The following is a 23,276-nucleotide window of genomic DNA, read 5'->3' as shown; positions in this document are numbered from 1 at the left end:
AATCCGGAGCTGGCCTTTTTTGTTGAGCCGCCGAGCGGCCTAGCCGAGACTTATGGCAGCGTCACATTTATGCGGGCAAAGTAGAAGGCGCCCTGGAAACCAAACTGGTTGGCCTGGTACACAAAGCGGCCGCGGTTGGTGTTGTCCAGGCTCGAGTTGTAGCTCTGGTTGGGGTCCACCGAGAAGTTGAACTCGTTGTTGCGCGGGTTCTGGAAAAACTTGTCGGGGTACACGTCAAACAGGTTGTTGACGCCCACCATGAGGCTCACCTGCTTGATGATTTGCGCGCTCAGGCTCACGTCGGTAATCCACTTGGCGGCGAAGGTCTGGTCCAGGAACGAGCGCGACGGGTCGGCGTCCTTGTACTGCACCTCGCCGAAGCGCACCGTGCGGGCTTCGATGCCGAAGATGCCGTAGTTGTAGTTGGCCGACAGGTTGATTTTGCTGCGCGGGTTGCCCGACTCGAGGCGGGTGCGCTGCTGGCGGTCAAACAGGGTGTTTTGCAGGTTGTTGACGCCCGGCGTCTGGTCGTTGTTGATGGTGGAAGACGTGCTGTTGAAGCCGCGTACTTTGGTTTCGTTGAAGTTGACGGCGGCCGTCAGGCCGAGCCGGCTTTTCTCGCCGAGCACCAGCCGCTCGTTGGCCACAATGTCGAGGCCCCGGGTGCGGGTATCGATGGCATTGGCGAAGAACTGCACCCGGCTCACGGGCTGCGAGCCCAGAATGGTGTTCACGGTGGGGTTGGTGCGGGCAAAAGACGAGGACAGCACGATGCGGTCGTCGATGTCAATCTGGTAGGCATCCACGGTCAGGGTGATGGTGCGGGCCACGCGCGAGGTCAGGCCCAGGCTGTAGTTGCGCGAGTTCTCCTGCTTGAGCGCCGCCACGCCGAAGCCCTGCTGGCCGCTGCCGCCGAAGGGGTTGCGCACGAGAGGGTTTTCGTTGTTTACGGTCAGAATCTGGTTGGGCAGGCCGCTGATAAACTGCGTGCTCACGTTGGTGAAGTAGCGCTGTTGCAACGAAGGCGCCCGGAAGCCGTTGCCCAGGGAGCCGCGCAGCGACAGCCCTTCGAATACCGTAAAGCGGGCGGCGGCCTGGCCGCTGACGCTGGTGCCAAAGTCGCTGTAGTTTTCGACGCGGCCGGCGGCGTGCACCAGCAACTGCTCGGTTATGTCGCTTTCCAGGTCTACGTAGCCGGCCAGGTTGGTGCGCGACTTGTCCACGGCGTCCGAGGGCTGGTAGCCGGGAAACACCTGCGAGCCCGAGGCAGTGGGCGTGGTGCCAATCAGGCGGCCGCCGTTTTTGTAAGAGTTTTCCTCGCCGGCTTCAATCTGAAACCGGTCGACGCGGAACTCGCCGCCGAACGCCACGTTCAGCGTGGCCAGCGGGCCCACATCGGTGAGCCGGCGCGACAACGCCAGGTTGGTGGTGTTCTGGCTGAATTTCAGCGTGCCGGCGTAGAACTCGGTCTGGTTGCGGATGCCCGGGCCCTGCGGCAGCGAGGCGTTCACGCTGTTGCTGATGTCGTAGCGGCTGGTTGCGGCCAAAGGTGTTGCTCAGGTCGGCTGCGAAGCCCCGAACGTCTTGCGCAAGCCCACAATGGCCGACTGGTCGTCGATTTTGGTGTTGATGAACGGCAGGAAGCCGTTCGGGAAAATGGTCAGGTCGCTTTGGGTGGGCTGGTTGGGCAGGCGGTTGAAGCCGGCCGACTTGCCCGTACGGTGCGTTATGCCGCCCGAGAGGTAGGCCGTCAGGCCGCCACCTATCCGGTATTCGGAGTTCAGGAAGCCGCCGTAGTTGCGGGTGTCGGCGCTGCCCACGCGCAGGTCGTTGCGGTCGAAGCCGTTGGCTCTTACCAAGGCATCGTCCTGGGCTTTGAGGTCGCGGCGGGCCTGCTCGGTGTTGGCGCTGCTGGGGTACTGGCCGCCGTTGCCGCCCAGGTAAATGAGCGGGGCCGTGTCGGGAAAGCCGCGGTTGAAGTAGCTGTGGTTCTGGAACTGGCCGCTGAGGTCCAGGAAGCCCCGGCCACCCAGGCCAATGCCCACGTTGCCATCCACCTGAAACACGTCGCCGTCGCCTTCGGTGGTCTGGCCCACGGTGCTGCTGGCCGTAACGCCTGTGGAGTCGTCCTTGAGCTGAATGTTGATGACGCCGGCAATGGCGTCGGAGCCGTAGAGGGCCGCCGCGCCGTCGCGCAGCACCTCAATGCGCTTGATGCTGGCCGTTGGAATGGTGTTCAGGTCGGTACCCACCGAGCCGCGGCCGATGGAGCCGTTGATGTTCACGAGCGACGAATTGTGGCGGCGCTTGCCGTTCACGAGCACCAGCACCTGGTCGGGGCCGAGGCCGCGCAGGCTGGCCGGGTCGATGTGGTCGGTACCGTCGGTAATGGTCTGGCGCGACGACTGGAACGACGGGGCCACGTAGGACAGAATCTGAGCCACGTCAATCTGGGCGTAGGCCTTGATTTCGCGGGCCGAAATCACGTCGACCGGCGCTGTAGTGAGGATGTTGGAGCGGCCTTCGCTGGCGCGGGAGCCCGTCACCACCACCTCGTTCAGGTCCTGGGCCGAGGCCACGAGGCGCACGTCGGGCAAGGACGTGCGGCCGTTGACCGGAATCTGCTGGGCCGTGAAGCCGATGGCTTGAATGGTGAGCGTGGCGTTGGGCTGCACCGAAAGCGTGAACTCGCCGTTGCCGCCTGTCGAGGTGCCGTTGGTGGTGCCGCGCTCCAGCACCGTGGAGCCCGGCAGGGGTTCACCCGAAGCGCCCACCACGCGGCCGGTCACGGTGGTGCTTTGGGCGTGCGCTGTCAGCCCCGCCAGGACCAACAGAAGAAGGAGTAACAGATTTTTCATGCGAAGAAGGTTGGTGAAATGATATAGCGAAAGCGAGCAGGAAAGCCACGGGCTGCTTCAAATGGCCCAACGCCGACCTAAGTGCGGACGACGACCAGCATTAGTTTCCAGAAATGTACAAATATTTAACCTGTAAAGTCAACCGCTGCCGTTAGCAACAACAGCAGTATGCTTCCCCAGCACGGCAACAGCACAGCATGCAGGCAGCAAGTGAAGGCATAAAGAAAAACAGAAGCAACTCATCCGGCGGCCTCCAGGCGCGGTAACTTACTGGCAGCCAATAGCCGTAAGCAGCGCGAACCCAGGCCGCACCGTACGCACGGCAATGCCCAGGCAGGCCTTGAACCTCCTAAATATAGCTTCCAACTTTTATTTACCGCACAGCCTTCGCAGGCCCGCGAGCCGCCCGGGAGTTAGCTCAACCAAGCCACCGTTGGCCCAAGCAGCGGGCTTGGGCTAGAAATCGGCTTTCACTCCCAGGGCCAGCGTCAGGATTTGGCCGAGCCCCAGCCCGCCGTTCCGGTTGTTGAAGTAGCTGAGCAGGTACAGGTCGTTGGTGCCCAGCTCGTAATAAAACGACAGCTTGCGCGGCTGCCCCGTAGCGGCTACCGGCGCCGCCAGGTAGCTAACCCGCCCGCCCACCAGCGCCCCAAAGCGCGTATCGGTCGAAAACCAGTAGTAGTTTTTCGAATACTGGTCCCGCAGGCTCGTCGTTGAAGGTGCCGTGGGTGTAGCTGAAATACCCGCCCACCGTGAACGGCACCCCCTGCACCCGCTCGGCCACGCGCACGTGGAAGGGCGAATACATCAGCTTGGCCGAGGCCAGGCTCAGGGTGGAGCTGCCGTAGCGCTTGGGCACGTAGCCCAGCAGAATGTCCGTTTCGAGGCGGTCGCGGAATAAGGAGTAGCCGCCGCCGCCGGCCACCATGCCGAGGCCGCCGCCGGTTTGCAGCGCCAGGTGGCTGAGGCGGTACCACTTGCGCGCGACGGGCGGCGCCTGCGTGGTAGCGGTGTCGGGCGGGGAGGCGGCAAAGGCGCCCGGCGCCGCCAGCAGCAAGGAAGAAAGCAGAAGTGTTTTCATTAGAATGCTACCCGTTTGATGCGAAACTGCTTGTCGCCCCACACCGTGACCAGCATGTAGTGGTGCTCCGAAAAAGCGTCGGAATTGACGTAGGTCACGCCGTCGTTGTAGGGCTGCCCGAGGCGGTATTGGTGGTTGTGGCCGTTCATTTCGAACACCAGGGCCGGGGCCTCGCGCAGGGACTGCACGTAGGGCATTTCGAGGGCAGGGTCGAAGTCCTCGTTGTACGGCGGCACGTGCGAGATGACCACCTGCCGCCGGGCCCCGTCGAGGTTGGCGAGCAGGGCCGCAGCCAGCCCAGGTTGGGTATCTGGCCGTTGAAGTTGTACTCGCGGCTGTTGGTATCCACCATGATGAACTTGGTGTCGCCGTACACGAACGTGTAGTTCAGCGGCCCGTAGATGTGCTGGTACGTCTCGCGACCGTTGCCCACCATGTCGTGGTTGCCCACCACGGTCACGTAGGGCACGTTCAGGCGCCGCAGCTTCTCATCGACCCAGCGCATTTCGCGGGCCATGCCAAAATCGGAAATATCGCCGGCCACCACCAGAAACGAGATGCCCGACAGCTTATTCACGCTGGCTACCAGCGCTTCGGCTTCGTCGTAGAACCGCTGCGAGTCGCCGGTAAAGATGAAACGCAGGGTGTCGCCCGCCGGGAGGGGCCGGGCCTCGAGCTTGGCCAGGTTTTTCGCAGTGAGATTGGTGAATTCCGCAGGCACGCGGTGGTCGTTGGGGCTGAATTCCAGCATATCGCAGCCAGCCAGCCCCAGTAGGGCCGCCAGCGGCGCAACGCGGGAGCAGCGGCGCAGAAAAGGGAGGAAAGGCATGGAAACAGGCCAGCACGAAGCCAGCTAAACGAAAAATAGTCCTTTAACTCGTCTTGCGTTCATCGAGTTGAAAACGAGCCTGCTTTTAACGCAGTTTTAATGCGCTGGTCGACCAGCCTGGTCGCACAACCGTCTTCATTGCAGCAGCGCCCGGCAACCCGGTGCGCTAACGGATGCCGAGCCCGATTACTTTACTTTCCCTCCTATTTACAAGCAGCTAGCCCATGATGGCCAGCAGGTGCAGCGCCGCTTCGCCCAGCTGCCGGTTGCCGCCGAGCTGCGCCTGCTCCCGGGCCTGGGTTGGGCTGAGGCCTTTGGTAAAGAGCTGCCAGGCCACTTCGGGGCTGAGCGTAACCTCGGCGGCTGGCGCAGCAGATGCAGCTCCGGGCGGCTGCAGCACCCAGGCGTCGGCGGCTTTTACAAGGTGCCACACGCCCCCGATGGGCGTCTCAACGCGCACCTGCACCACCGTGCCCACCGGCGCGGCCACCTGCCGGTAGGCGTGCGGCAAGCCGCGCAGGCACGTTTCCAGAAATGGCCGAAACAACTCCCGGGTCAGCAGGCCCGGGCCGCCCACGGCCACGTGAATCTGCTGCTGGTGGTGCCACTTTTCGGTGTAGTCCCGGGCAATGTGAAACCAGTTGAGCGACTCCGTTTCGCCGGCCCAGCCCACGGCCCAGGCCGCCGGCGCCCATGGGTCGAGCATGCCTAGGTACGCCGTGTATTCGGCGCCGGATTGGGCCAGCAGCTCAATGAGCACGGTTGGGCTAAGGCGCCGGGCGGCCCGCACCCAGTCGGCATTCAGACGGTTGAGGTAGCGGACCATGCCCTCGTAAGAATGAGGGTCCTCCGGCGGCGCTTCGCCGTAAAAGCCGTCGCGCAGCATGGACAGCGTGCGCAGGTTGCCGTCGAGCAGGTGCGCGGCCACATCCTTCACCGTCCATTCCCGCGCCAGCGTGGGGCGCTGCCAGTCGGCCGGTGTGAGGCTCCGCAGCAGCTCAAGCAGCTTCTGGTCCAGCACCGGGAAAAACGGCAGCGTGACGATGGGGACGATGGGTGACATAAAAGGGGAAGCTTAAACGAAAGAACGTCCTGCTGAGCAAAGCGAAGCATCTCGCTCGGGGAACCTCACCCCCGACCCCTCTCCAAAAGAGAGGGGAGCCAGAAGTAAAGCAACAAAAAGCCCCGGCTCAATTGAGCCGGGGCTTTCGCATTTAAACAGTTCTTAGCTGCCGTGGCTCCCCTCTCTTTTGGAGAGGGGTCGGGGTGAGGTTCCCACCCACTGCGCAAACGCCAGCTCAGAATGTCGTTCTTCTTTTGCATTCCGAAGTTTTCCCGGAAGGCCAGAAGCTCAGCTCAATTATCCAATGGCCTGAGCCAAATCCTCAATCAAATCCTCGGCGTCCTCAATGCCCACGCTGAGGCGGATGAGCGAGTCGCTCAGGCCCGATTTGCGGCGCTGCTCGGCCGGGATGCTGGCGTGCGTCATGCTGGCGGGGTGGCCGCTGAGGCTTTCCACGCCGCCCAGACTTTCGGCCAGGGTGAAGTACTTGAACTTTTCGAGCACCGCGATGGCGTCTTCCTGACGGTCGCCCTTGAGCACGAAGGACATCATGCCGCCGAAATCGCGCATCTGCTTGGAAGCGATGGCGTGGTTGGGGTGGTTTTCGAAGCCGGGCCAGTACACCTTCTCCACCTTGGGGTGCTGGCGCAGGTACTCGGCCACGGCGCGGCCGTTTTCGCAGTGCCGCTGCATGCGGATGTGCAGGGTTTTGAGGCCGCGCAGCACCAGGAAGCAGTCCTGGGGGCCGGGCGTGCCGCCGCAGGCGTTCTGCAGGAAGCGCAGCCGCTCGTGCAGCTCGTCGTCCTTCACCACCAGCGCGCCCATCACGGTATCCGAGTGGCCGGCCATGTACTTGGTGAGCGAGTACATCACGATGTCGGCGCCCAGGTCCATGGGCGTTTGCAGGTAGGGCGTGCTGAAGGTGTTGTCGACGGCCAGCAGGGCGCCGCACTCTTTGGCCACGGCCGCGGCGGCCGCAATGTCGATGATGTTGAGCAACGGGTTGGTGGGGGTTTCCACCCAAATCAGCTTGGTTTTGGGGCCGGCCACGGCGCGCACCGCTTCCATGTCGTGCATGGGCACGAAGTGGAATTTGATGCCCAGCGGCTCGTACACTTTCGTGAAGAGGCGGTAGCTGCCGCCGTAGAGGTCGTTGGTCGAAATCACCTCGTCACCGGGCTGCAGCAGCTTCACCAGGCAGTCGATGGCGGCCATGCCGGAGGCAAAGGCCAAGCCATGCTTGCCGTTGTCGAGGGCGGCCAGCGCATCCTGCAGCTGGGTGCGGGTGGGGTTGTGAGTGCGGGAGTACTCGTAGCCTTTGTGGTCGCCGGGCGAGCGCTGCACGTAGGTCGACGTCTGGTAGATGGGCGTCATGATGGCGCCGGTGGTGGGGTCCGGGTGCACGCCGGCGTGAATGGCTTTGGTGGCGAATTTCATAGAAAAGGAAGCGGGAATTTGACGGTATGAGCCCAAGCGCGCGGCCTAAGCCCGACGCTTTGGGCCGGCAAGTTACGGACGCCGGCCAAGGCAAAGCTGAAACGTGCGCCGCGGGTTATATTCGCGGTTCACATTACTTCTATCTCTTCATTTTTTCTCTTTTCAGCTTCGCATGAAAAAACTTCTACTGCTCGTTATTCCCTTGTTTTTGCACACCGCCGCCATGGCCCGGCCCAAGCCCGTGCCCACTGCCGCCGACTCGGCGCTGATGCGCATGGCCGCCTACAAAGCTTTCTCCGATTCGGTGACCAACAGCCTGCATTTTCAGCAGGGACACATTGTACTGCCCGGCGGCATCGGCGAGCTCACCGTGCCCAAAGGCTTCCGCTACCTCGATTCGGCCCAGAGCCGCCGGGTGCTCACGCAGCTCTGGGGCAACCCCAAGAGCGAGACCCTGGGCATGCTGTTCCCCGCCACGCGCGGCCCGCTCGATGAGAAAGCCTGGGCCTATTCCATCAGCTACGACGCCATGGGCTACGTGAAGGACGACGATGCCGACGACATCGACTACAGCGAGCTGCTGGAAGAGATGCAGGCCGACACGAAGGAAAACAACAAGGAGCGCGAAAGCGCGGGCTTCGAACCGTTCTACGTGCTGGGCTGGGCCGCCAATCCGTATTACGACAAAACCACCCACGCCCTGCATTGGGCCAAGTCCCTGCGCTTCGGCAGCAACCCCGACACTACCCTCAACTACAACGTGCGCGTGCTCGGCCGCAAGGGCGTGCTGGTGCTCAATGCCATTGGCGACCACAGCCAGCTTCCCGAAATCAAGGCCAGCATCCCGGGGCTGCTGGCGGGCGTCACCTTCGCCCGCGGCCAGCAGTACGTCGATTTCGACGCCGACATCGACGAGGTGGCGGCGTACTCCATCGGTGGCCTGGTAGCCGGTAAGGTGCTGGCCAAAGTTGGGCTGTTTGCCGTGGTGCTCAAATTCTGGAAGCTGGGCCTGCTGGCCCTGGCCGGCGCCTGGGCCGGGCTGAAGCGGTTTCTGGGCTTCGGCACCAAATAATCCTAGCCCAACGGCCGACCTTCGGGCCGGGCGCGGCGTACTGGTATCAAATCGGCGGGGCCACTCGCACGGGGCGCGGGCCCGGTGCGGGTGGCCCCGCCCCTACCTTCGCCGGCCTATGAGATTTCTGCGTGAGCTTTTCCAAAAAACTTTTCCACGCTGCTCACCATGTTCCTGCTGGTGGCTGTGCCGCTGCTGGGCTCGTCGTCGCTTCTGGTGCTGCTCTACCAGCGGCAGGAGCTGCTGCAAAACCTGAGCATTGTTCAGCAGCCTGCTCTACTTCGTGGTTATTGCCATCACCATGGCCTTCGCGTTCACGCCCACCACGTTTGTGGCCATCGTCACGGGGTATTACTTTGGGTGGCTGGGGCTGCCGGGCATGGTGGTGGCGTATGCGCTGGCCTCCGTCATCGGCTACGAGCCTGGCCCAACGGCTTGACCACGGCAAGCTGCGCACCTTTCTGCACCACTTCCCCAAAGCGGGTGCCGTGCTCGAGGAGCTGCAGCACCAGAGCTGGCAGCTCATCATCCTCACCCGCCTCTCGCCGGTACTGCCTTTTGCTTTGATGACCTTCGTGCTGGCTATCGTAGGAGTGCCGCGGCGGCGCTTTCTCATCGCATCGGTGGTGGGCATGCTGCCGCGCAGCTTGTTTTTTATTGGCTGGGCACGGAGGCTTCCGATGTGCTGGCCCTGCTGCGCGACCCCGACCAGGGCGCGTTGAGCAAAATCGTCCTGATTGGCTTGGTAGCAGCCTCACTTTTCGGCCTGCTCTTCATCTTCAACCGGGCTTTGCAAAAAGCTTTACGCAGCAAGAGCACCGAAATATCGTAAAATGGCCCGTTGATTATTAGCCAGTTGCTGGTAAATCTAAATTTTTCTTGCCTAAAAAAGTGGCCCAGGTTTGCACAGCCGCGTTTTTGTCTCTTACCTTTGCGGTCCCATCACGGGAACGGGTTGTGTAGCTCAATTGGATAGAGCATCTGACTACGAATCAGAAGGTTTAAGGTTCGACTCCTTACACGACCACAGAAAAGGCCCTCAGCACAAGCTGAGGGCCTTTTTCATTTTCGGAGGATGCCAACTTACTCAACGTAGACTAGGCGAATCAGAAGATGGCATTGCAAGCACTATGGGCACATCCATAAATCCAAAAGCTCTGCGGCCCTCTTGGTAGGGTTAAGGCTCTCCCGCTCCCTGAGATATTCCTCGCCGCAGTTTGCGGCCCAACCGGGTATGGAACCGGCCCAGGACTCTAAGCACAATAGAGCGGCCTGCTCTTGCATAGTAGAGGCATAGTCCCTTAATACGGTGCTCTAAATGCCAATGCTAATATCCTACAACAAGATGCCAAATGGCAGCACGGTGCCGGTAGCGGGAAATTCTACATTTGTAGACAGCCCTGTTCCTCCGATTGCAGCATTCAGCCCCTATCCGATGGGTCAGTAATGGTGCTTTGGCGTGCAGGGACTCAAAAGACGAACCCAACGGCACCACAAAGCACAACCAGACGCGCTGAACCTGAAGGCAATGAAAATAAGCTCTTTTCTGTCTTTGGGTTCGGAGTTGTGTTGGGCTGGCCTGCTCGTTGTTTTTGTACTGATTTACCATCCGGCCTCGGCGCAGCGGCTACGGGTTTCGAACCTGAAATGTGCGTACCAAAGCCGGCCCCTGGGGGTGCAAAGCCCCGCCCCGGTGCTGAGCTGGGAGCTGAGCGCCGACCGCCGCAACGTGGTGCAAACGGCCTACCGCGTGCTGGTGGCCGACAGCCCGCAGAAGCTGAGCCAAAACACGGGCAATATCTGGGATTCGGGCAAAGTGACGGCGGGCGCTTCCATTCAGATAAGCTACGCGGGCCGGCCGCTGGAGCCAGCCAAAACCTACTATTGGAAAGTAAAAACCTGGGACAACCACGCTGCCGAATCGCCGTGGTCGGCCCCGGCCGAATGGCAAATGGGCTTGCTCTCGCCCCGGGACTGGCGCGGCGCCCAATGGATAGCCTACGAGCAGCTGCCGGCCGAGCGCCTAGCGGTGCTGCCCGTCGACGGCAAAAAGGACACTTACACCGGCAACAACGTGCTGCCGCTGCTGCGCAAGCAATTCATCGCGAAAAAGCGGCTGGCTAAGGCCTCGATGTTCATCAGCGGGCTGGGGCACTTTGAATTACTACTAAATGGCCAGAAAGTGGGCAACCACTTCCTCGACCCCGGCTGGACTAAGTACGACAAACAGGCCCAGTACGTCACCTTCGACGTGACGCGTCTGCTTAAAAGTGGGCCGAATGCGCTGGGCGTAATGCTCGGCAACGGCTTTTACTACGTGCCGCCGGTGAAGGAGCGCTACCGCAAGCTCAAGTCCTCGTTTGGGTTCCCGAAGCTGATTTGCCGACTGGCACTGGAGTACGCCGACGGGTCGCGCGAGGACATCGTGAGCGACCCGACGTGGAAAACGGCGGCCGGGCCCATCACCTTTTCCAGCATCTACGGCGGCGAGGACTACAACGCCGTCCTCGAACAAGCCGGCTGGGCCACGGCGGAGTTTAATGACCAGAAATGGCGGTCCGCCATCGTGGTGGATGGCCCGCCGGAACTGCTCGCGCAGGAGCAGGAGCCGCTCCAAACCTTTGACACTTTTAAGGCCCAAACCATCACGCAGGCCCAGTCGGGCAAGTGGGTCTACGACTTCGGCCAGAATGCCTCGGGCATCGTGGAGCTGCAGTTAAAGGGCCGTCGGGGCGACACCGTGCGCATTGCGCCGGCCGAACTGCTGGGGGCCGACCACACGATTACCCAAAAGAACATCGGGCGCGGCTACTACTTCACCTACGTGCTGAAAGGCGGCGGGGTGGAAACCTGGCGCCCCCGCTTCAGCTACTACGGGTTCCGTTACGCGCAGATGACCGGGGGCGTGCCCAAGGGCCAGCCCAACCCCACTGGCCAGCCGGAAATCGTCGCGCTCACGGCGCTGCACACCCGCAACGCCGCGGCCCGCGTGGGCGCTTTCTCGTGCTCCAACGACTTGCTCAACCGCACCGACAAACTGATTGACTGGTCCATCAAAAGCAACCTGGCGAGCGTATTTACCGACTGCCCGCACCGCGAAAAATTGGGCTGGCTGGAAGAAACCCACCTAATGGGCAGCTCGATGCGCTACAACTACGACATTGCCACGCTGTGCCGCAAGACCCTGCTCGACATGCGCGCTTCGCAGGCTGGCCGATGGGCTGGTGCCGGAAATCGCGCCCGAATACGTGAAGTTTGAGTGGGGTGGCGACATGTTCCGTGACTCGCCGGAGTGGGGCAGCGCCAGCATCATCCTGCCCTGGTACCTCTACCAGTGGTACGGCGACCGCCAGGCCTTGGCCGAGAACTACCCCATGATGCAACGCTACGTTGCCTACCTCGGCACCAAGGCACAGGGCCACATTCTGAGCCAGGGCCTCGGCGACTGGTACGACCTCGGCCCCAAGCCGCCGGGCGTGTCGCAGCTCACGCCCATGGGCGTAACGGGCACCGCCACCTACCATTACGACCTCTGCATCTTGGCCCAAGTGGCCCGCCTGCTGAGCAAACCCAACGAAGCCGCTGCCTACGAAAAGCAGGCGGCCGAAGTGAAAACAGCTTTCAACTCCAAGTTTTTCAACCCTACCACCAAGCAGTACAGCACCGGCAGCCAGGCCGCCAATGCCATGGCCGTGTACATGGGCCTGGTGGCGCCGGCCGACCGAGCGGCCGTTGTGGCGAACATCGTGCAGGACATTCGCAGCCGCCACAACAGCCTCACGGCCGGCGATATTGGCTACCGTTACCTGCTGCGCGTGCTGGAAGACGAAGGCCGTTCCGATGTCATTTTCGAGATGAACAGCCGGGCCGACGTGCCGGGCTACGGCTACCAACTGGCTCAGGGCGCCACGGCGCTCACGGAGTCATGGGCGGCGCTGCCCTCAGTATCGAACAACCACCTGATGCTGGGCCACCTCATGGAATGGCTCTACAGCGGGCTGGCGGGGATTCGGCCGGCTGCAGGGTCGGTGGCGTTCAACCAAATCGACATCCGGCCGGAGCCCGTGGGCGACGTGACCAGCGCCAAGGCCAGCTACCACTCGCCCTACGGACTCATTGCCAGCGACTGGAAAAAGTCCGCCACCGCCTTCGATTTGACGGTGACAATTCCGGCCAATACCACCGCCACCATTTACCTGCCCGCCCCCGCTGCCGCTCGCATTACCGAAGGCCATCAGCCGCTGGCGCAGCACCCAGAGCTACAGCTGCTGGGCAGCGAAAACGGCCGGGCGCGCGTGAAGGCCGGCTCCGGCACCTACCATTTCGTGGTCAGCTCAAACTAGTTTATGATGAACCTGAAATTCTCTTGTCTCTTCCTGTTCGCTTGCTTGAGCCAAGTGCCGGCCTGGGCGCAGCAGGACAGGCCCAAGGACGTGCCTGCCAATGTGATGCAGCGGGTGTACGAGGAAGTGAAAACCCCGCACAAATACGGCCTGGTGCTCGTCACCGACGACAATCGCAAGAAGATGGACTGCCCGAGCGTGTTCCGCAAAAACGGGCAGTGGTACATGACCTACATCATCTACGACGGACGCGGCTACGAAACATGGCTGGCCCAAAGCAAGGACCTGCTAAAGTGGGAAACCAAGGGCAAAATCATGTCCTTCACCGACAGCACCGACTGGGACACCAATCAGAAAGCCGGTTACGTGGCCCTGCAGGACCCCAAATGGAGCGGCAGCTACGCCTGGCAGCCCTACCAGGGCAAGTACTGGCTGTCGTACTTCGGCGGCAACTCCCGCGGCTACGAGAAAGGCCTGCTGTCCATCGGCATGGCCTACACCGCGCAGGACCCCACCACCGTGCATCCTTGGCAGCGCCTGCCTCAGCCCCTGCTGAAGGCCAACGACCCGGACGCCCGCTGGTGGGAAAACCACACCATCTACAAAAGCTCGGTGGTGTGGGACAAGACCAAGCTCACCGGCCACCCCTTCGTGATGTACTACAACGCCAACGGCGACAGTCTCAACGCCAAGCGCGGGGCCGAGCGCATCGGCATGGCCGTGTCGGATGACATGACGCACTGGAAGCGCTACCTGCGCAACCCCGTGCTCAACCACCACACCGGCATCACCGGCGACGCCTACCTGCAGAAGATGGACAATGGCCTGTGGGTCATGTTCTATTTCGGGGCCTTCTACCCCGGCGTGAAGGGCGCGGTGAACCGCTTCGCCTGCTCCTACGACCTCACGCACTGGACCGACTGGACCGGCGCCAACCTCATCGAACCCTCCGAGCCATACGACGAGCTATTTGCCCACAAGTCTTTCGTGGTGAAATATAAAGGCGTGGTGTACCACTACTACTGCGCCGTGAACAAGCCCGACCAGCGCGGCATCGCTGTGGCTACGTCCAAGGACCTCGGCAAGAGTGCGCTGACGTTCATCGCCCCCCGATAAAAAAGCCCAAAACCGCCAAAACGGACGCCAACTAATTGTAGAGACGCGACCCTTCGCGTCTCCGCGACCGCGCCATTCTTGCGTCATCGTTCAACGCTAAGACGCGAAGGGTCGCGTCTCTACAACTTCCAAAATTCCACCATGCCCCGCCTGCTTTCCCTCCTTTTGCTCATCTTCCTCGGTACGCAAAGCGTGGCCGTGGCAGCGCGGCCGGAAACGCGGGTAATTCTGGATTTCAATAAAGGTTGGAGATTCTTGCTCGGCGACGACGAACAGGCCAAATCAGCCCAATTCAACGATGCGGGCTGGCGCCACTCACGCTGCCGCACGACTGGAGCATCGAAGGCAAATTCGACGAAAAGAACCCGGCCAAGCCCGAAGGCGGTGGCCTGCCCACCGGCGTTGGCTGGTACCGCAAGACGTTTACGCTGCCCGCTACCAGGGGTCGGAGCGTGTTCATCGAATTCGACGGCGTGTATCAGAATAGCGAAGTGTGGCTGAACGGCCACTCGCTCGGTAAGCGCCCCAACGGCTACATCTCCTTCCGCTACGAGCTGACGCGCTACCTGCAGCCGGCTGGCAAGCCCAACGTGCTGGCCTTGCGGGTCGATAACTCGGCCCAGCCGAACTCCCGCTGGTACACGGGTTCGGGCATCTACCGCAACGTGCGACTGGTGACCACGCACCAGGTGGCGGTAGACCACTGGGGCACCTTTGTAACTACGCCCAAAGTGAGTGCACAGGCGGCTACAGTAAGCGTACAAACTACCATCCGCAACACCACGGGCCAGCGCCAAACTGTGCGGCTCTTCACCACCATTCTCGACGCCAGCGGCCGCAAGGTGGCGGAAGCCACTGCGGCAACGGTATCGGTCACGGGGGCTCGGCAAACACTACGCAGCGACTCAGCCTGAAACACCCCATTCTATGGTCGACGACTAAGCCCTACCTCTACCGGGTGGTAACGGAAGTACGGCGTGGCCAGACCCTGGAGGACACCTACGAAACGCCGCTGGGCGTGCGCACTTTTCAGTTTGATGCCGCCAGCGGCTTCTCGCTCAATGGGGCGCCGCTGCGCATTCTGGGCGTGTGCCAGCACCACGACTTGGGCGCGCTGGGCGCGGCAGTCAACACCCGGGCTATGGAGCGGCAGTTGGAACTGCTGAAAGCCATGGGGTGCAATGCCATTCGGACGGCCCACAACCCACCGGCTACGGAGTTCTTGGATTTGTGCGACAAGATGGGCTTTCTGGTGATGGACGAGGCCTTCGACATGTGGCAGAAAAAGAAGAACGGCCAAGACTATCACCTCGACTTCAAGCAGTGGCACCAGCGCGATTTGGAAGACCAGATTCGGCGCGACCGCAACCACACGAGCGTGTTTATCTGGAGCATCGGCAATGAAATCCGGGAGCAGTTCGACAGCACCGGCGTGCGGCTCACCAGGGAGCTAACCGCCACCGTGAAGCGCCTCGACCCGACGCGGCCCGTAACGTCGGCCCTGACGGAGCAGGAGCCGGCCAAGAACTTCATCAGCCAAGCTGGCGTGCTCGATGTGCTGAGCTTCAATTACAAGCATGCGGAATACCCCGAACTGCCCAAGCGCTTTCCCGGCCAGAAATTCCTGGCCACCGAAATAGCGGCGGCTTACGAAACGCGGGGGCACTACGACATGCCCTCCGACAGCCTGCGCATCTGGCCCAAGGATGGCAAAACCAAGCTGACTACCGGCAACCCTGACTTAACCGCTTCCAGCTACGACAATGCGGCTCCCTACTGGGGCACCACCCATGAAAAGGCCTGGCGCGCCATCAAGCAGAACCCGCACATAACCGGCGCCTTTGTCTGGTCGGGGTTCGATTACCTGGGTGAGCCCCTGCCCTACCCCTGGCCTGCCCGCAGTTCCTACTTCGGCATTCTGGACTTGGCCGGCTTCCCCAAGGATATCTATTACATGTACCAAAGCGAGTGGACGGATAAGCCCGTGCTGCACTTGCTGCCGCACTGGAACTGGAAGCCGGGCCAAACCGTGGACGTGTGGGCCTACTATAACAACGCCGACGAAGTGGAACTGCTGCTCAACGGTAAGTCCCTGGGCAAGCGCCAGAAGCAGGCCGAGGACCTGCACGTGATGTGGCGCGTGCCCTACGCCCCCGGCACCCTGCAAGCGGTGTCGCGCAAAGGTGGCCAAACTGTGCTGACGCGTACGATAAAAACCGCCGGCCCCGCTGCCAAAATCGAGCTTACTGCCGACCGCCGCAAGCTGCGCGCCGACTCCAAAGACCTCTCCTTCGTCACCGTGCGCGTGCTGGACGCGGCCGGCAACCTGGTGCCCGACGCTGCCCATCTGGTGCGGTTCTCGGTGAGCGGACCAGGAGTAGTAGCCGGGGTTGACAACGGCTACCAGGCCAGTATGGAATCATTCAAAGCCGACTCGCGCAAGGCCTACAACGGGATGGCGCTAGCCATTATCCAGACCACCGCTAAGGCCGGGCAAATCACGCTTAACGCCTCCGCCGACGGCCTCACTCCAGCTACGGTGACGCTCACCAGCAACTAATTCCGCGCCATGCTTTTCCAACGCCCGCCCCTTCATGTCGACAGCATTCTTCCGGCCGCAGCAGCGGCCAGGTGGCTGAAACCAGTGGCCTTTGGAGCCATGCTGCTGTTGGCATCTCCTTTTGCCCACGCCCAGGAGGCCAGCGTGTATTTCTTCCCCGGCGTTTCAAACCCGCCCAAAATCTACGCGGGCGAGGCAGATGGCTACCAGATTCCCCAAATCACCGAGCTTAACCGGGACCCAGCGCGAGCCACGGCGTATTCCTTTGCTACTGAAAAAGACGCCTTGCTCGGCAACCGCGACAAGACGCCGCGCCTGCTTTCGCTCAATGGCTTGTGGGACTTCCGCTTTGCCTTGAAGCCGGCTGATGCGCCCACGGATTTCTACAAAAGCCGGGTGAAGGGCTGGAAGCAGTTGGCGGTACCCGCCAACTGGGAGATGAACGGCTACGACCAGCCCATTTACAAAAGCGCGAAGTACCCGTTTCGGCCCGTGAACCCGCCGTTTGTGCCGCAGGACTACAACGGCGTGGGCTCGTACCAACGCACGTTTACAGTACCCGCGGGCTGGCAGGCGCAGAATGTGACGCTGCACTTTGGCGGCGTCACTCGGCGTTTAAGGTGTGGGTAAACGGCAAGTTCCTGGGCTACGGCGAAGACAGTTGCCTGCCGTCGGAGTTCAATGTGTCGCCGTATTTGCAGGCGGGCGAAAACATTGTTTCGGTGCAGGTAATGCGTTGGTCCGACGGCTCCTACCTGGAAGACCAGGACCATTGGCGGCTGAGCGGCATCTTCCGCGAGGTGCTGCTGCTGGCCGAACCCAAGCTGCGCATTGCCGATTTTCATTGGCAGGCCAAGCTCGATAAGCAGTACCGAGACGCGGTGCTGAGCATTCGCCCGCGTCTGGAAAACCTGACGGGCAACAACGACATTTCCGGCTACCGCCTGCGCGCCCAGCTCTACGACCAGCAAGGCACGCCGGTGCTGGAGAAACCCATGCAGCGCACGGCCGAATCCATCATCAACGAGCCCTACCCGCGGCTCGACAACGCCAAATTTGGGCTGCTCGAAACCACCATCCGCAATCCCGCCAAGTGGAGCGACGAGGCCCCCAACCTCTACACGCTGGTGCTCACGCTCACCGATAAAGCCGGCGCCGTGCTCGAAGCCAAGAGCTGCAAAGTGGGCTTCCGCACCATTGAATTCTCGAAGGACAACGGCAAGCTGCTTATCAACGGCAAGCTGACCTACCTCTACGGCGTGAACCGCCACGACCACCACCCCACCAAGGGCATGGCCGTGAGCCGCGAGGATATCCGGGAGGATGTGCGCACGCTCAAGCAGTTCAACTTCAACTGCATCCGCACCAGCCATTACCCCAACGACCCGTATTTCTACGACCTCTGCGACGAGTACGGCATCCTGGTCATCGACGAGGCCAACCTGGAAACCCACGGCCTGGGCTCCAAGCTTAGCAACGACCCCGCCTGGACCACAGCCTACGTGGAGCGCAGCACCCGCATGGCCTTGCGCGACAAAAACCACCCCAGCATCATTTTCTGGAGCCTGGGCAACGAGTCGGGCCGCGGCCCCAACCACGCCGCCATGGCCGCCTGGCTGCACGATTTCGACATCACCCGGCCCATCCACTACGAGCCGGCCATGGGCGACCCGCACGTGGAAGGCTACATCGACCCCTCGGACCCGAACTACCCGAAAAACCACGCCTACCGCATTCAAACGCCGCGCGACCAGGCCTACGTGGACATGGTGAGCCGCATGTACCCCGGCCTGTTCACGGCCGAGCTGCTGGCCAATCAGCAAAACGGCGACACCCGGCCCATTTTCTTCTGCGAATACGCCCACTCCATGGGCAACGCCACCGGCAACATGAAGGAATTCTGGGACACCTGGCGGGCCACCAAGCGCATCATCGGCGGCTGCATCTGGGAGTTCAAGGACCAGGGCCTGGTGAAGAAGGACTTCACCGGCACGGCCTTCTATGCCTACGGCGGCGACTTCGGCGAGAAGTATTATGATGACTTCACCATCAAAGGCATTGTGGCTTCGGATGGCCGGCCGCACGCCGCGCTCTACGAATGCAAGCGGGTGTACCAGCCAGCCGAGTGCACCCTGGTAGACGCCAGCAAAGGCTTGCTGAAAATCAGCAATCGGCACGCGTTGAAATCCTTGCGCGACTACGTGCTGACGCTCGTGGTGCGGGCCGATGGCCGGGCCTTGACGACCAGGCAACTGCCCCGTCTGGCCCTAGCGGCGGGCCGCGACACGGTTATCAGCCTCAAGCCATTTCTTCCGAAAATGAAAGCGGGTACCGAGTACCTGGCCGACATTCATTTCACGCTGCCGCAAGCCAGCGCCTGGGCTGCGGCCGGCCACGAAATCGCCACCAACCAGTTTGCCCTGACCGGGCTGGCGCAGCCGCAACGATCGGCGGCTAAGCAGCCGGCTGTCGCGGTTCGCGACGAAGCCAAGTCCTATACGCTCAGCGGCAAGGATTTTCAGGTTGCCATCGACAAAACCACCGGCGCGCTCACGTCCTACCGCTGGCGCGGTACCGAGCAGCTGGCAGCCCCGCTCTTGCCCCACTTCACCCGCCCGCTCACCGACAACGACCGCCGCGGCTGGAAAGCCGACAAGAAGCTCAAGGAATGGTTCGCGGCCGAGCCCAAGCTGCAAAGCCTGACCCTCGACCAGGCCAACCCCAGCCAGCCCAGCCTCACGAGCACCTACAGCCTCATCGATGGGAAAACCACCGTGCGGGTGGTGTACACGCTCAACGGCGATGGTACACTCAAAGTAGACTACGCCCTCACGCCTGCCGCCGGCCTGCCCAATATCCCGAAAGTGGGCATGCAGTGCGGCATCCGGCGCGCCTACGACCGCATCAGCTACTACGGGCGCGGGCCGATGGAAAACTACATCGACCGCCGCTACGGGTTTGATGCGGGTATCTTCTCGCAGCCGCTGGCAGAATTTGCCGATTCCTACGTGGTGCCCCAGGAGTACGCCAACCGCACCGACGTGCGCTGGATGCAGCTCAGCGACGCGCAGAACACCGGCCTGCTGGTGGTGGCCGACAGCCTGTTGAGTATGAGTGCCTGGCCCCACACTGAGCAGAATATTCAGCAGGCCCGGCACACCAACAAGCTCAAGGACGCCGGCTACCTCACCCTCAACATCGACCTGGCCCAGATGGGCGTGGGCGGCAACACCTGGGATGCCCAGGCCGCGCCCATTGACCAGTACCAGCTGCCGGCCAAGCCCTACGCCTACAGCTTCTACCTGCGGCCCGTCGATGGCAAGAAAACCGACCCCAGCGCAATAGCCCGCGCCGTGCGATTTGGCAAGGAAACCTCCACGCTAAAGGCCGCGCCCGGCGGCAAAGTTGGCAAACTCTGATATGAACACCCGGCCCACTCTTTCGCAGCTCTGGCGGCGCCTGCTTCTGAGCTTGGCGGGGTTACTGACTATGGCCACGGCTCACGCCCAGGCTCCGGTGGTTGACCTGCAAGCCGCCTTTCAAAACCCGCCCGAATCGGCCAAGCCGTGGGTGTTCTGGTATTGGATGAACGCCGCGGTGACGGCCGAAGGCATCACCGCCGACCTCGAAGCCATGAAGGAAGCCGGCATTGGCGGGGCTTACCTGATGCCGATTAAGGGCGTGGAAAACCCGCCGGCCATCTCGCCGCCCGCCGTGCAGCTCTCGCCGCAATGGTGGAAGATGGTGCGCCACTCCATGCAGGAAGCCGACCGGCTAGGCCTGAAGCTGGCCATGCACTTCAGCGACGGCTTTGCGCTGGGCGGCGGACCGTGGATAACGCCGGAGCTGTCGATGCAGCACGTGGTATCGGCCCAAACCCAGGTGACGGGCGGCAAACAACTGCGCCTGACGCTGCCCCAGCCGCCCACGGTGCAGGGCTACTACCGCGACATTGCCGTGTACGCCTACCCCACGCCCACCGGCGGCAGCATTTCCACCTACACCACCAAGCCGCAGATAACCAGCAGCATCGTGGGCGAAAACCTCGAGCGGCTGGCTACTGCGGGCAACAAGGCCGGCTTCAAAACCAACGAGCCGGGCTGGATTCAATATGCCTTCAACCAGCCTTTTACCTGCCGCGCCATCCGCATCAAGTCCAACGGCTACAACTACCAGGCTCACCGCCTGCGGGTGGAAGCGAGCAACGACGGCCGTACCTTCCGGCCGGTGGCGCGCCTGCAGCCGCCGCGCAGCGGCTGGCAGGACTCCAGCGCCGTAACGCACGCGCTGCCGGCCACCACCGCCCGGTTTTTCCGCTTCGCCTACGACCCCACCGGCTCGGAGCCCGGCGCCGAGGACCTGGACGCGGCCAAGTGGAAACAGTCGCTGAAAGTGTCGGAAATCCAGCTGTCGAGCGAGGCCCGCATCCACCAGTTTGAGGGCAAAAACGGCGACGTGTGGCGCGTGAGCGAGCGCACCACCGCCGCCCAGGTGCCCGATGCGCAGTGCGTGCCGCTGGGCAAAATCATCAACCTCACCGGCAAGCTCGACGCCAGCGGCCAACTCAACTGGACTGCGCCGCCCGGCCGCTGGACCATCCTGCGCATGGGTCACACCTCCACCGGCCAAGTCAATACCACCGGCGGCGGCGGCCGGGGACTGGAGTGCGATAAATTCAACCCCGCGGCCGTCACGCTGCAGTTTGACAAGTGGTTTGGCGAGGCGGTGCGTCAAGGCGGGCCGGAGCTGGCGGCGCGCGTGCTCAAGTTCTTTCACGTGGATAGCTGGGAGTGCGGCTCGCAGAACTGGTCGGCCAATTTTGCGGCTGAGTTTCGGCAGCGGCGCGGCTACGACCTGCTGCCTTATCTGCCGGTGCTGGCGGGCGTGCCGCTGCAAAGCGCCGACGTATCGGAACGGGTGCTATTCGATGTGCGCACGACTATCGCGGAGCTGGTCAACGACAAGTTTTACGGCACGCTAAAGGAGCTGGCGCACGCCAAAGGCTGCGCCTTCTCGGCCGAGGCCATCGCGCCCACCATGGTAAGCGACGGCCTGTTGCACTACAAAAACGTGGACGTGCCCATGGGCGAGTTCTGGCTGCGCAGCCCCACCCACGACAAGCCCAACGACATGCTTGACGCCATTTCGGGCGCGCACATCTATGGCAAGAACATCGTTCAGGCGGAAGCCTTTACTGAGCTGAAGCTGGCCTGGGACGAGCACCCCGGCATGCTCAAAGCCCTGCAGGACCGCAACTACGCGCTGGGCGTCAACCGCATGGTGTACCACGTGTTCGTGCACAACCCCTGGCTCGACCGCCGGCCGGGCATGACGCTGAGCGGCATTGGCCTGTTTTTCCAGCGCGACCAAGCCTGGTGGAAGCCCGGCCGCGCCTGGGTCGACTACGCCCGCCGCTGCCAGGCTCTGCTGCAGTTGGGCCACCCGGTGGTGGACGTGGCCGTGTTTACGGGCGAGGAAACCCCGAGCCGTGCTCTGCTGCCCGATAAGCTGGTGGCGGAGTTGCCCGGCATTTTCGGACCGCAAATGGTAACCAGCGAGCAAAAGCGCCTCGCCAACGTGGGCCTGCCCATGCGGGAGCTGCCCGAGAAAGTCTCGGCTTCGGCCAACATGGCCACAGCCGAAACGCTGGTAGACCCGCTGCACGGCTACGCCTACGACTCTTTCAACAAGGACGCGCTGCTGAACCTGGCCACCGTGCAGAAGGGCCAGCTAACGCTGCCGGGCGGCGCCAGCTACCGCCTGCTGGTGGTGCCGGGCGCGCAAAAGATGTGGCCCGACAGCACATCCATGTCGCCGGCCGTGGCAAAGCGGCTGCGCGACTTGGTGCAGGCCGGCGCCACCGTTTTGCTCGACCGCCAGCCCACTCGTTCGCCGGAATTGCGCAACTTCCCATTGGCAGATAAGGAGGTGCAATTGGTAGCCGCGGAGCTGGCTCAGGCCGGTGGGTTGGTAGCATCAGCGGCTACAACTGCGCCAGTTGGGCCGGGCCGGGTGCTGCCGGGCCCTTTTACAGCCGATTCCTTTGCTGCCCTGGGCCTGGAGCGCGACGTTACGGCCAGCCTCGCCAACGGGCAGCGGGCGCCGGGCATTGCCTGGAACCACCGCACTGACGCGCAATTTGACATCTACTTTATCTCGAATCAGCTCGATTCTGCCCACACCATTACCCTGTCGCTGCGCGTGGCTGGCCGCCGGCCGGAGCTGTGGGATGCCGTGACCGGCGAAACCCGCCCGGCCCGCGAATGGCAGACGGCCAACGGCCGGACCAATCTGCCGCTGCGCCTTGACCGCAACGGCTCCGTGTTCGTGGTATTTCGGGAGCCGACTGCCGCGCAGGCCGAGCACACGGGCTCGAACTGGCTCGCCGTGCAGCCGGTGCAAAGCATCACCGGGCCCTGGCGCGTCAGCTTCGACAGTAAAGCGGGCGGCCCCGCGCAACCCGTCGTATTTAAGGAACTAACTGATTGGAGCAAGCATACCGATGCGGCCATCCGCCATTATTCCGGCACGGCCGAATACACCCAAACCTTTCGCTGGAAACCGGGCAAACGCCCGCGGCAGCGCGTATGGCTGGAATTGGGCCAACTGGCCAACCTTGCCGAAGTGCAGGTGAACGGCAAAGCCTGCGGGATTTCCTGGACCGCGCCCTACCGCGTCGACATCACCGAGCCGGTGAAGAAGGGCGACAACCAGCTCCGAATTCTCGTGACCAATACCTGGGCCAACCGCCTCATCGGCGACCAGGCCCTGCCAGCTGAGCAGCGGCTGACGCAAACAACGGCTCCCTCGCCCACGGCGGGCAAGCCACTGCTGCCGGCTGGGCTGCTCGGGCCCGTCACCATTGGTGTCTCCACCGAACCCTTAAAATAGCGTGTCCTGCGGCGCGGCACACCATA

Annotated in this window: 19 protein-coding genes, 1 tRNA gene and 1 pseudogene; 13 read left to right on the top strand and 8 right to left on the bottom strand. The window is 62.5% G+C overall.

Going from position 1 to position 23,276, the window contains the following annotated elements:
• Positions 1 to 50: 50 nt before the first annotated feature.
• From ACFQT0_RS10410 to ACFQT0_RS10375, 8 genes are all read right to left on the bottom strand, one after another.
• Positions 51 to 1,547 carry a TonB-dependent receptor plug domain-containing protein gene (locus ACFQT0_RS10410; RefSeq protein ID WP_380202529.1) on the bottom strand — a complete coding sequence of 499 codons (1,497 nt, stop codon included), beginning with the start codon at positions 1,545 to 1,547 and terminating at the stop codon, positions 51 to 53.
• 9 nt (positions 1,548 to 1,556) lie between these two features.
• Positions 1,557 to 2,858 carry a TonB-dependent receptor gene (locus tag ACFQT0_RS10405; protein ID WP_380202527.1) on the bottom strand — a complete coding sequence of 434 codons (1,302 nt, stop codon included), beginning with the start codon at positions 2,856 to 2,858 and terminating at the stop codon, positions 1,557 to 1,559.
• A gap of 456 nt (positions 2,859 to 3,314) precedes the next feature.
• Positions 3,315 to 3,500, bottom strand: a complete 186-nt coding sequence (locus ACFQT0_RS10400; protein WP_380202525.1) for a hypothetical protein — start codon at positions 3,498 to 3,500, stop codon at positions 3,315 to 3,317.
• On the bottom strand, positions 3,484 to 3,939 hold the full coding sequence (locus ACFQT0_RS10395) for a hypothetical protein (protein ID WP_380202523.1): 456 nt from the start codon (positions 3,937 to 3,939) through the stop codon (positions 3,484 to 3,486). Before ACFQT0_RS10395 ends, ACFQT0_RS10400 begins: the two co-directional genes overlap by 17 nt.
• Complete coding sequence (locus ACFQT0_RS10390; RefSeq protein WP_380202521.1) at positions 3,939 to 4,136, bottom strand: hypothetical protein; 198 nt, start codon at positions 4,134 to 4,136, stop codon at positions 3,939 to 3,941. Before ACFQT0_RS10390 ends, ACFQT0_RS10395 begins: the two co-directional genes overlap by 1 nt.
• Entirely contained in the window at positions 4,085 to 4,768 is a 684-nt protein-coding gene (locus ACFQT0_RS10385) for a metallophosphoesterase family protein (RefSeq protein ID WP_380202519.1), read from the bottom strand. Before ACFQT0_RS10385 ends, ACFQT0_RS10390 begins: the two co-directional genes overlap by 52 nt.
• Positions 4,769 to 4,985: 217 nt before the next feature.
• A complete protein-coding gene (locus ACFQT0_RS10380; protein WP_380202517.1) occupies positions 4,986 to 5,831 on the bottom strand; it encodes a maleylpyruvate isomerase N-terminal domain-containing protein in 846 nt (281 codons plus the stop codon).
• Positions 5,832 to 6,128: 297 nt separating this feature from the next.
• Positions 6,129 to 7,268 carry a cystathionine gamma-synthase gene (locus ACFQT0_RS10375; protein WP_380202515.1) on the bottom strand — a complete coding sequence of 380 codons (1,140 nt, stop codon included), beginning with the start codon at positions 7,266 to 7,268 and terminating at the stop codon, positions 6,129 to 6,131.
• A gap of 172 nt (positions 7,269 to 7,440) precedes the next feature.
• On the opposite strand from ACFQT0_RS10375, the gene ACFQT0_RS10370 reads away from it, so the two are divergent.
• The 13 genes and pseudogenes from ACFQT0_RS10370 (at position 7,441) to ACFQT0_RS10310 (ending at position 23,250) form a co-directional block, all read left to right on the top strand.
• The gene (locus ACFQT0_RS10370; RefSeq protein ID WP_380202513.1) at positions 7,441 to 8,340 is read left to right on the top strand and encodes a DUF2167 domain-containing protein; all 900 of its coding nucleotides are present in this window, start codon (positions 7,441 to 7,443) and stop codon (positions 8,338 to 8,340) included.
• 259 nt (positions 8,341 to 8,599) lie between these two features.
• Positions 8,600 to 8,779: a hypothetical protein gene (locus ACFQT0_RS10365; protein ID WP_380202511.1), complete on the top strand. Its 180-nt coding sequence runs from the start codon at positions 8,600 to 8,602 to the stop codon at positions 8,777 to 8,779.
• Entirely contained in the window at positions 8,733 to 9,062 is a 330-nt protein-coding gene (locus ACFQT0_RS10360) for a VTT domain-containing protein (RefSeq protein ID WP_380202509.1), read from the top strand. Before ACFQT0_RS10365 ends, ACFQT0_RS10360 begins: the two co-directional genes overlap by 47 nt.
• The gene (locus ACFQT0_RS10355) at positions 9,023 to 9,172 is read left to right on the top strand and encodes a hypothetical protein (protein ID WP_380202507.1); all 150 of its coding nucleotides are present in this window, start codon (positions 9,023 to 9,025) and stop codon (positions 9,170 to 9,172) included. Before ACFQT0_RS10360 ends, ACFQT0_RS10355 begins: the two co-directional genes overlap by 40 nt.
• 121 nt (positions 9,173 to 9,293) lie before the next feature.
• Positions 9,294 to 9,367, top strand: a tRNA-Arg gene (locus ACFQT0_RS10350).
• A 501-nt stretch (positions 9,368 to 9,868) separates the two neighbouring features.
• Positions 9,869 to 11,599: a family 78 glycoside hydrolase catalytic domain gene (locus tag ACFQT0_RS10345; RefSeq protein WP_380202505.1), complete on the top strand. Its 1,731-nt coding sequence runs from the start codon at positions 9,869 to 9,871 to the stop codon at positions 11,597 to 11,599.
• On the top strand, positions 11,565 to 12,683 hold the full coding sequence (locus ACFQT0_RS10340; protein WP_380202503.1) for an alpha-L-rhamnosidase-related protein: 1,119 nt from the start codon (positions 11,565 to 11,567) through the stop codon (positions 12,681 to 12,683). Before ACFQT0_RS10345 ends, ACFQT0_RS10340 begins: the two co-directional genes overlap by 35 nt.
• A 54-nt stretch (positions 12,684 to 12,737) precedes the next feature.
• Complete coding sequence (locus ACFQT0_RS10335; RefSeq protein WP_380205977.1) at positions 12,738 to 13,799, top strand: glycosylase; 1,062 nt, start codon at positions 12,738 to 12,740, stop codon at positions 13,797 to 13,799.
• A 245-nt stretch (positions 13,800 to 14,044) separates the two neighbouring features.
• On the top strand, positions 14,045 to 14,713 hold the full coding sequence (locus ACFQT0_RS10330; RefSeq protein WP_380202501.1) for a sugar-binding domain-containing protein: 669 nt from the start codon (positions 14,045 to 14,047) through the stop codon (positions 14,711 to 14,713).
• Positions 14,668 to 16,359, top strand: coding sequence for a glycoside hydrolase family 2 TIM barrel-domain containing protein (locus ACFQT0_RS10325; protein WP_380205976.1), 1,692 nt, complete (start codon positions 14,668 to 14,670; stop codon positions 16,357 to 16,359). Before ACFQT0_RS10330 ends, ACFQT0_RS10325 begins: the two co-directional genes overlap by 46 nt.
• A 9-nt stretch (positions 16,360 to 16,368) precedes the next feature.
• Positions 16,369 to 17,120, top strand: a pseudogene (locus ACFQT0_RS10320) (sugar-binding domain-containing protein); the annotation flags it as partial.
• A gap of 39 nt (positions 17,121 to 17,159) precedes the next feature.
• Complete coding sequence (locus ACFQT0_RS10315; protein ID WP_380205975.1) at positions 17,160 to 19,778, top strand: glycoside hydrolase family 2 TIM barrel-domain containing protein; 2,619 nt, start codon at positions 17,160 to 17,162, stop codon at positions 19,776 to 19,778.
• A gap of 70 nt (positions 19,779 to 19,848) precedes the next feature.
• The gene (locus tag ACFQT0_RS10310; protein WP_380202499.1) at positions 19,849 to 23,250 is read left to right on the top strand and encodes a glycosyl hydrolase; all 3,402 of its coding nucleotides are present in this window, start codon (positions 19,849 to 19,851) and stop codon (positions 23,248 to 23,250) included.
• Positions 23,251 to 23,276: the final 26 nt, after the last annotated feature.

Origin of the sequence: Hymenobacter humi (assembly GCF_042665855.1) — a bacterium.
GTDB classification, from domain to species: domain Bacteria; phylum Bacteroidota; class Bacteroidia; order Cytophagales; family Hymenobacteraceae; genus Hymenobacter; species Hymenobacter humi.
This window is presented reverse-complemented; position numbering and strand designations above follow the sequence as displayed.

What these genes read in the sequence shown, in the direction of transcription:
- ACFQT0_RS10405 (WP_380202527.1), bottom strand. Translation starts at nt 2,858, where the DNA reads ATGAAAAATCTGTTACTCCTTCTTCTGTTGGTCCTGGCGGGGCTGACA.
- ACFQT0_RS10395 (WP_380202523.1), bottom strand. Translation starts at nt 3,939, where the DNA reads ATGAAAACACTTCTGCTTTCTTCCTTGCTGCTGGCGGCGCCGGGCGCC.
- ACFQT0_RS10390 (WP_380202521.1), bottom strand. Translation starts at nt 4,136, where the DNA reads ATGCCCTACGTGCAGTCCCTGCGCGAGGCCCCGGCCCTGGTGTTCGAA.
- ACFQT0_RS10385 (WP_380202519.1), bottom strand. Translation starts at nt 4,768, where the DNA reads ATGCCTTTCCTCCCTTTTCTGCGCCGCTGCTCCCGCGTTGCGCCGCTG.
- ACFQT0_RS10380 (WP_380202517.1), bottom strand. Translation starts at nt 5,831, where the DNA reads ATGTCACCCATCGTCCCCATCGTCACGCTGCCGTTTTTCCCGGTGCTG.
- ACFQT0_RS10375 (WP_380202515.1), bottom strand. Translation starts at nt 7,268, where the DNA reads ATGAAATTCGCCACCAAAGCCATTCACGCCGGCGTGCACCCGGACCCC.
- ACFQT0_RS10370 (WP_380202513.1), top strand. Translation starts at nt 7,441, where the DNA reads ATGAAAAAACTTCTACTGCTCGTTATTCCCTTGTTTTTGCACACCGCC.
- ACFQT0_RS10360 (WP_380202509.1), top strand. Translation starts at nt 8,733, where the DNA reads ATGCGCTGGCCTCCGTCATCGGCTACGAGCCTGGCCCAACGGCTTGAC.
- ACFQT0_RS10345 (WP_380202505.1), top strand. Translation starts at nt 9,869, where the DNA reads ATGAAAATAAGCTCTTTTCTGTCTTTGGGTTCGGAGTTGTGTTGGGCT.
- ACFQT0_RS10310 (WP_380202499.1), top strand. Translation starts at nt 19,849, where the DNA reads ATGGCCACGGCTCACGCCCAGGCTCCGGTGGTTGACCTGCAAGCCGCC.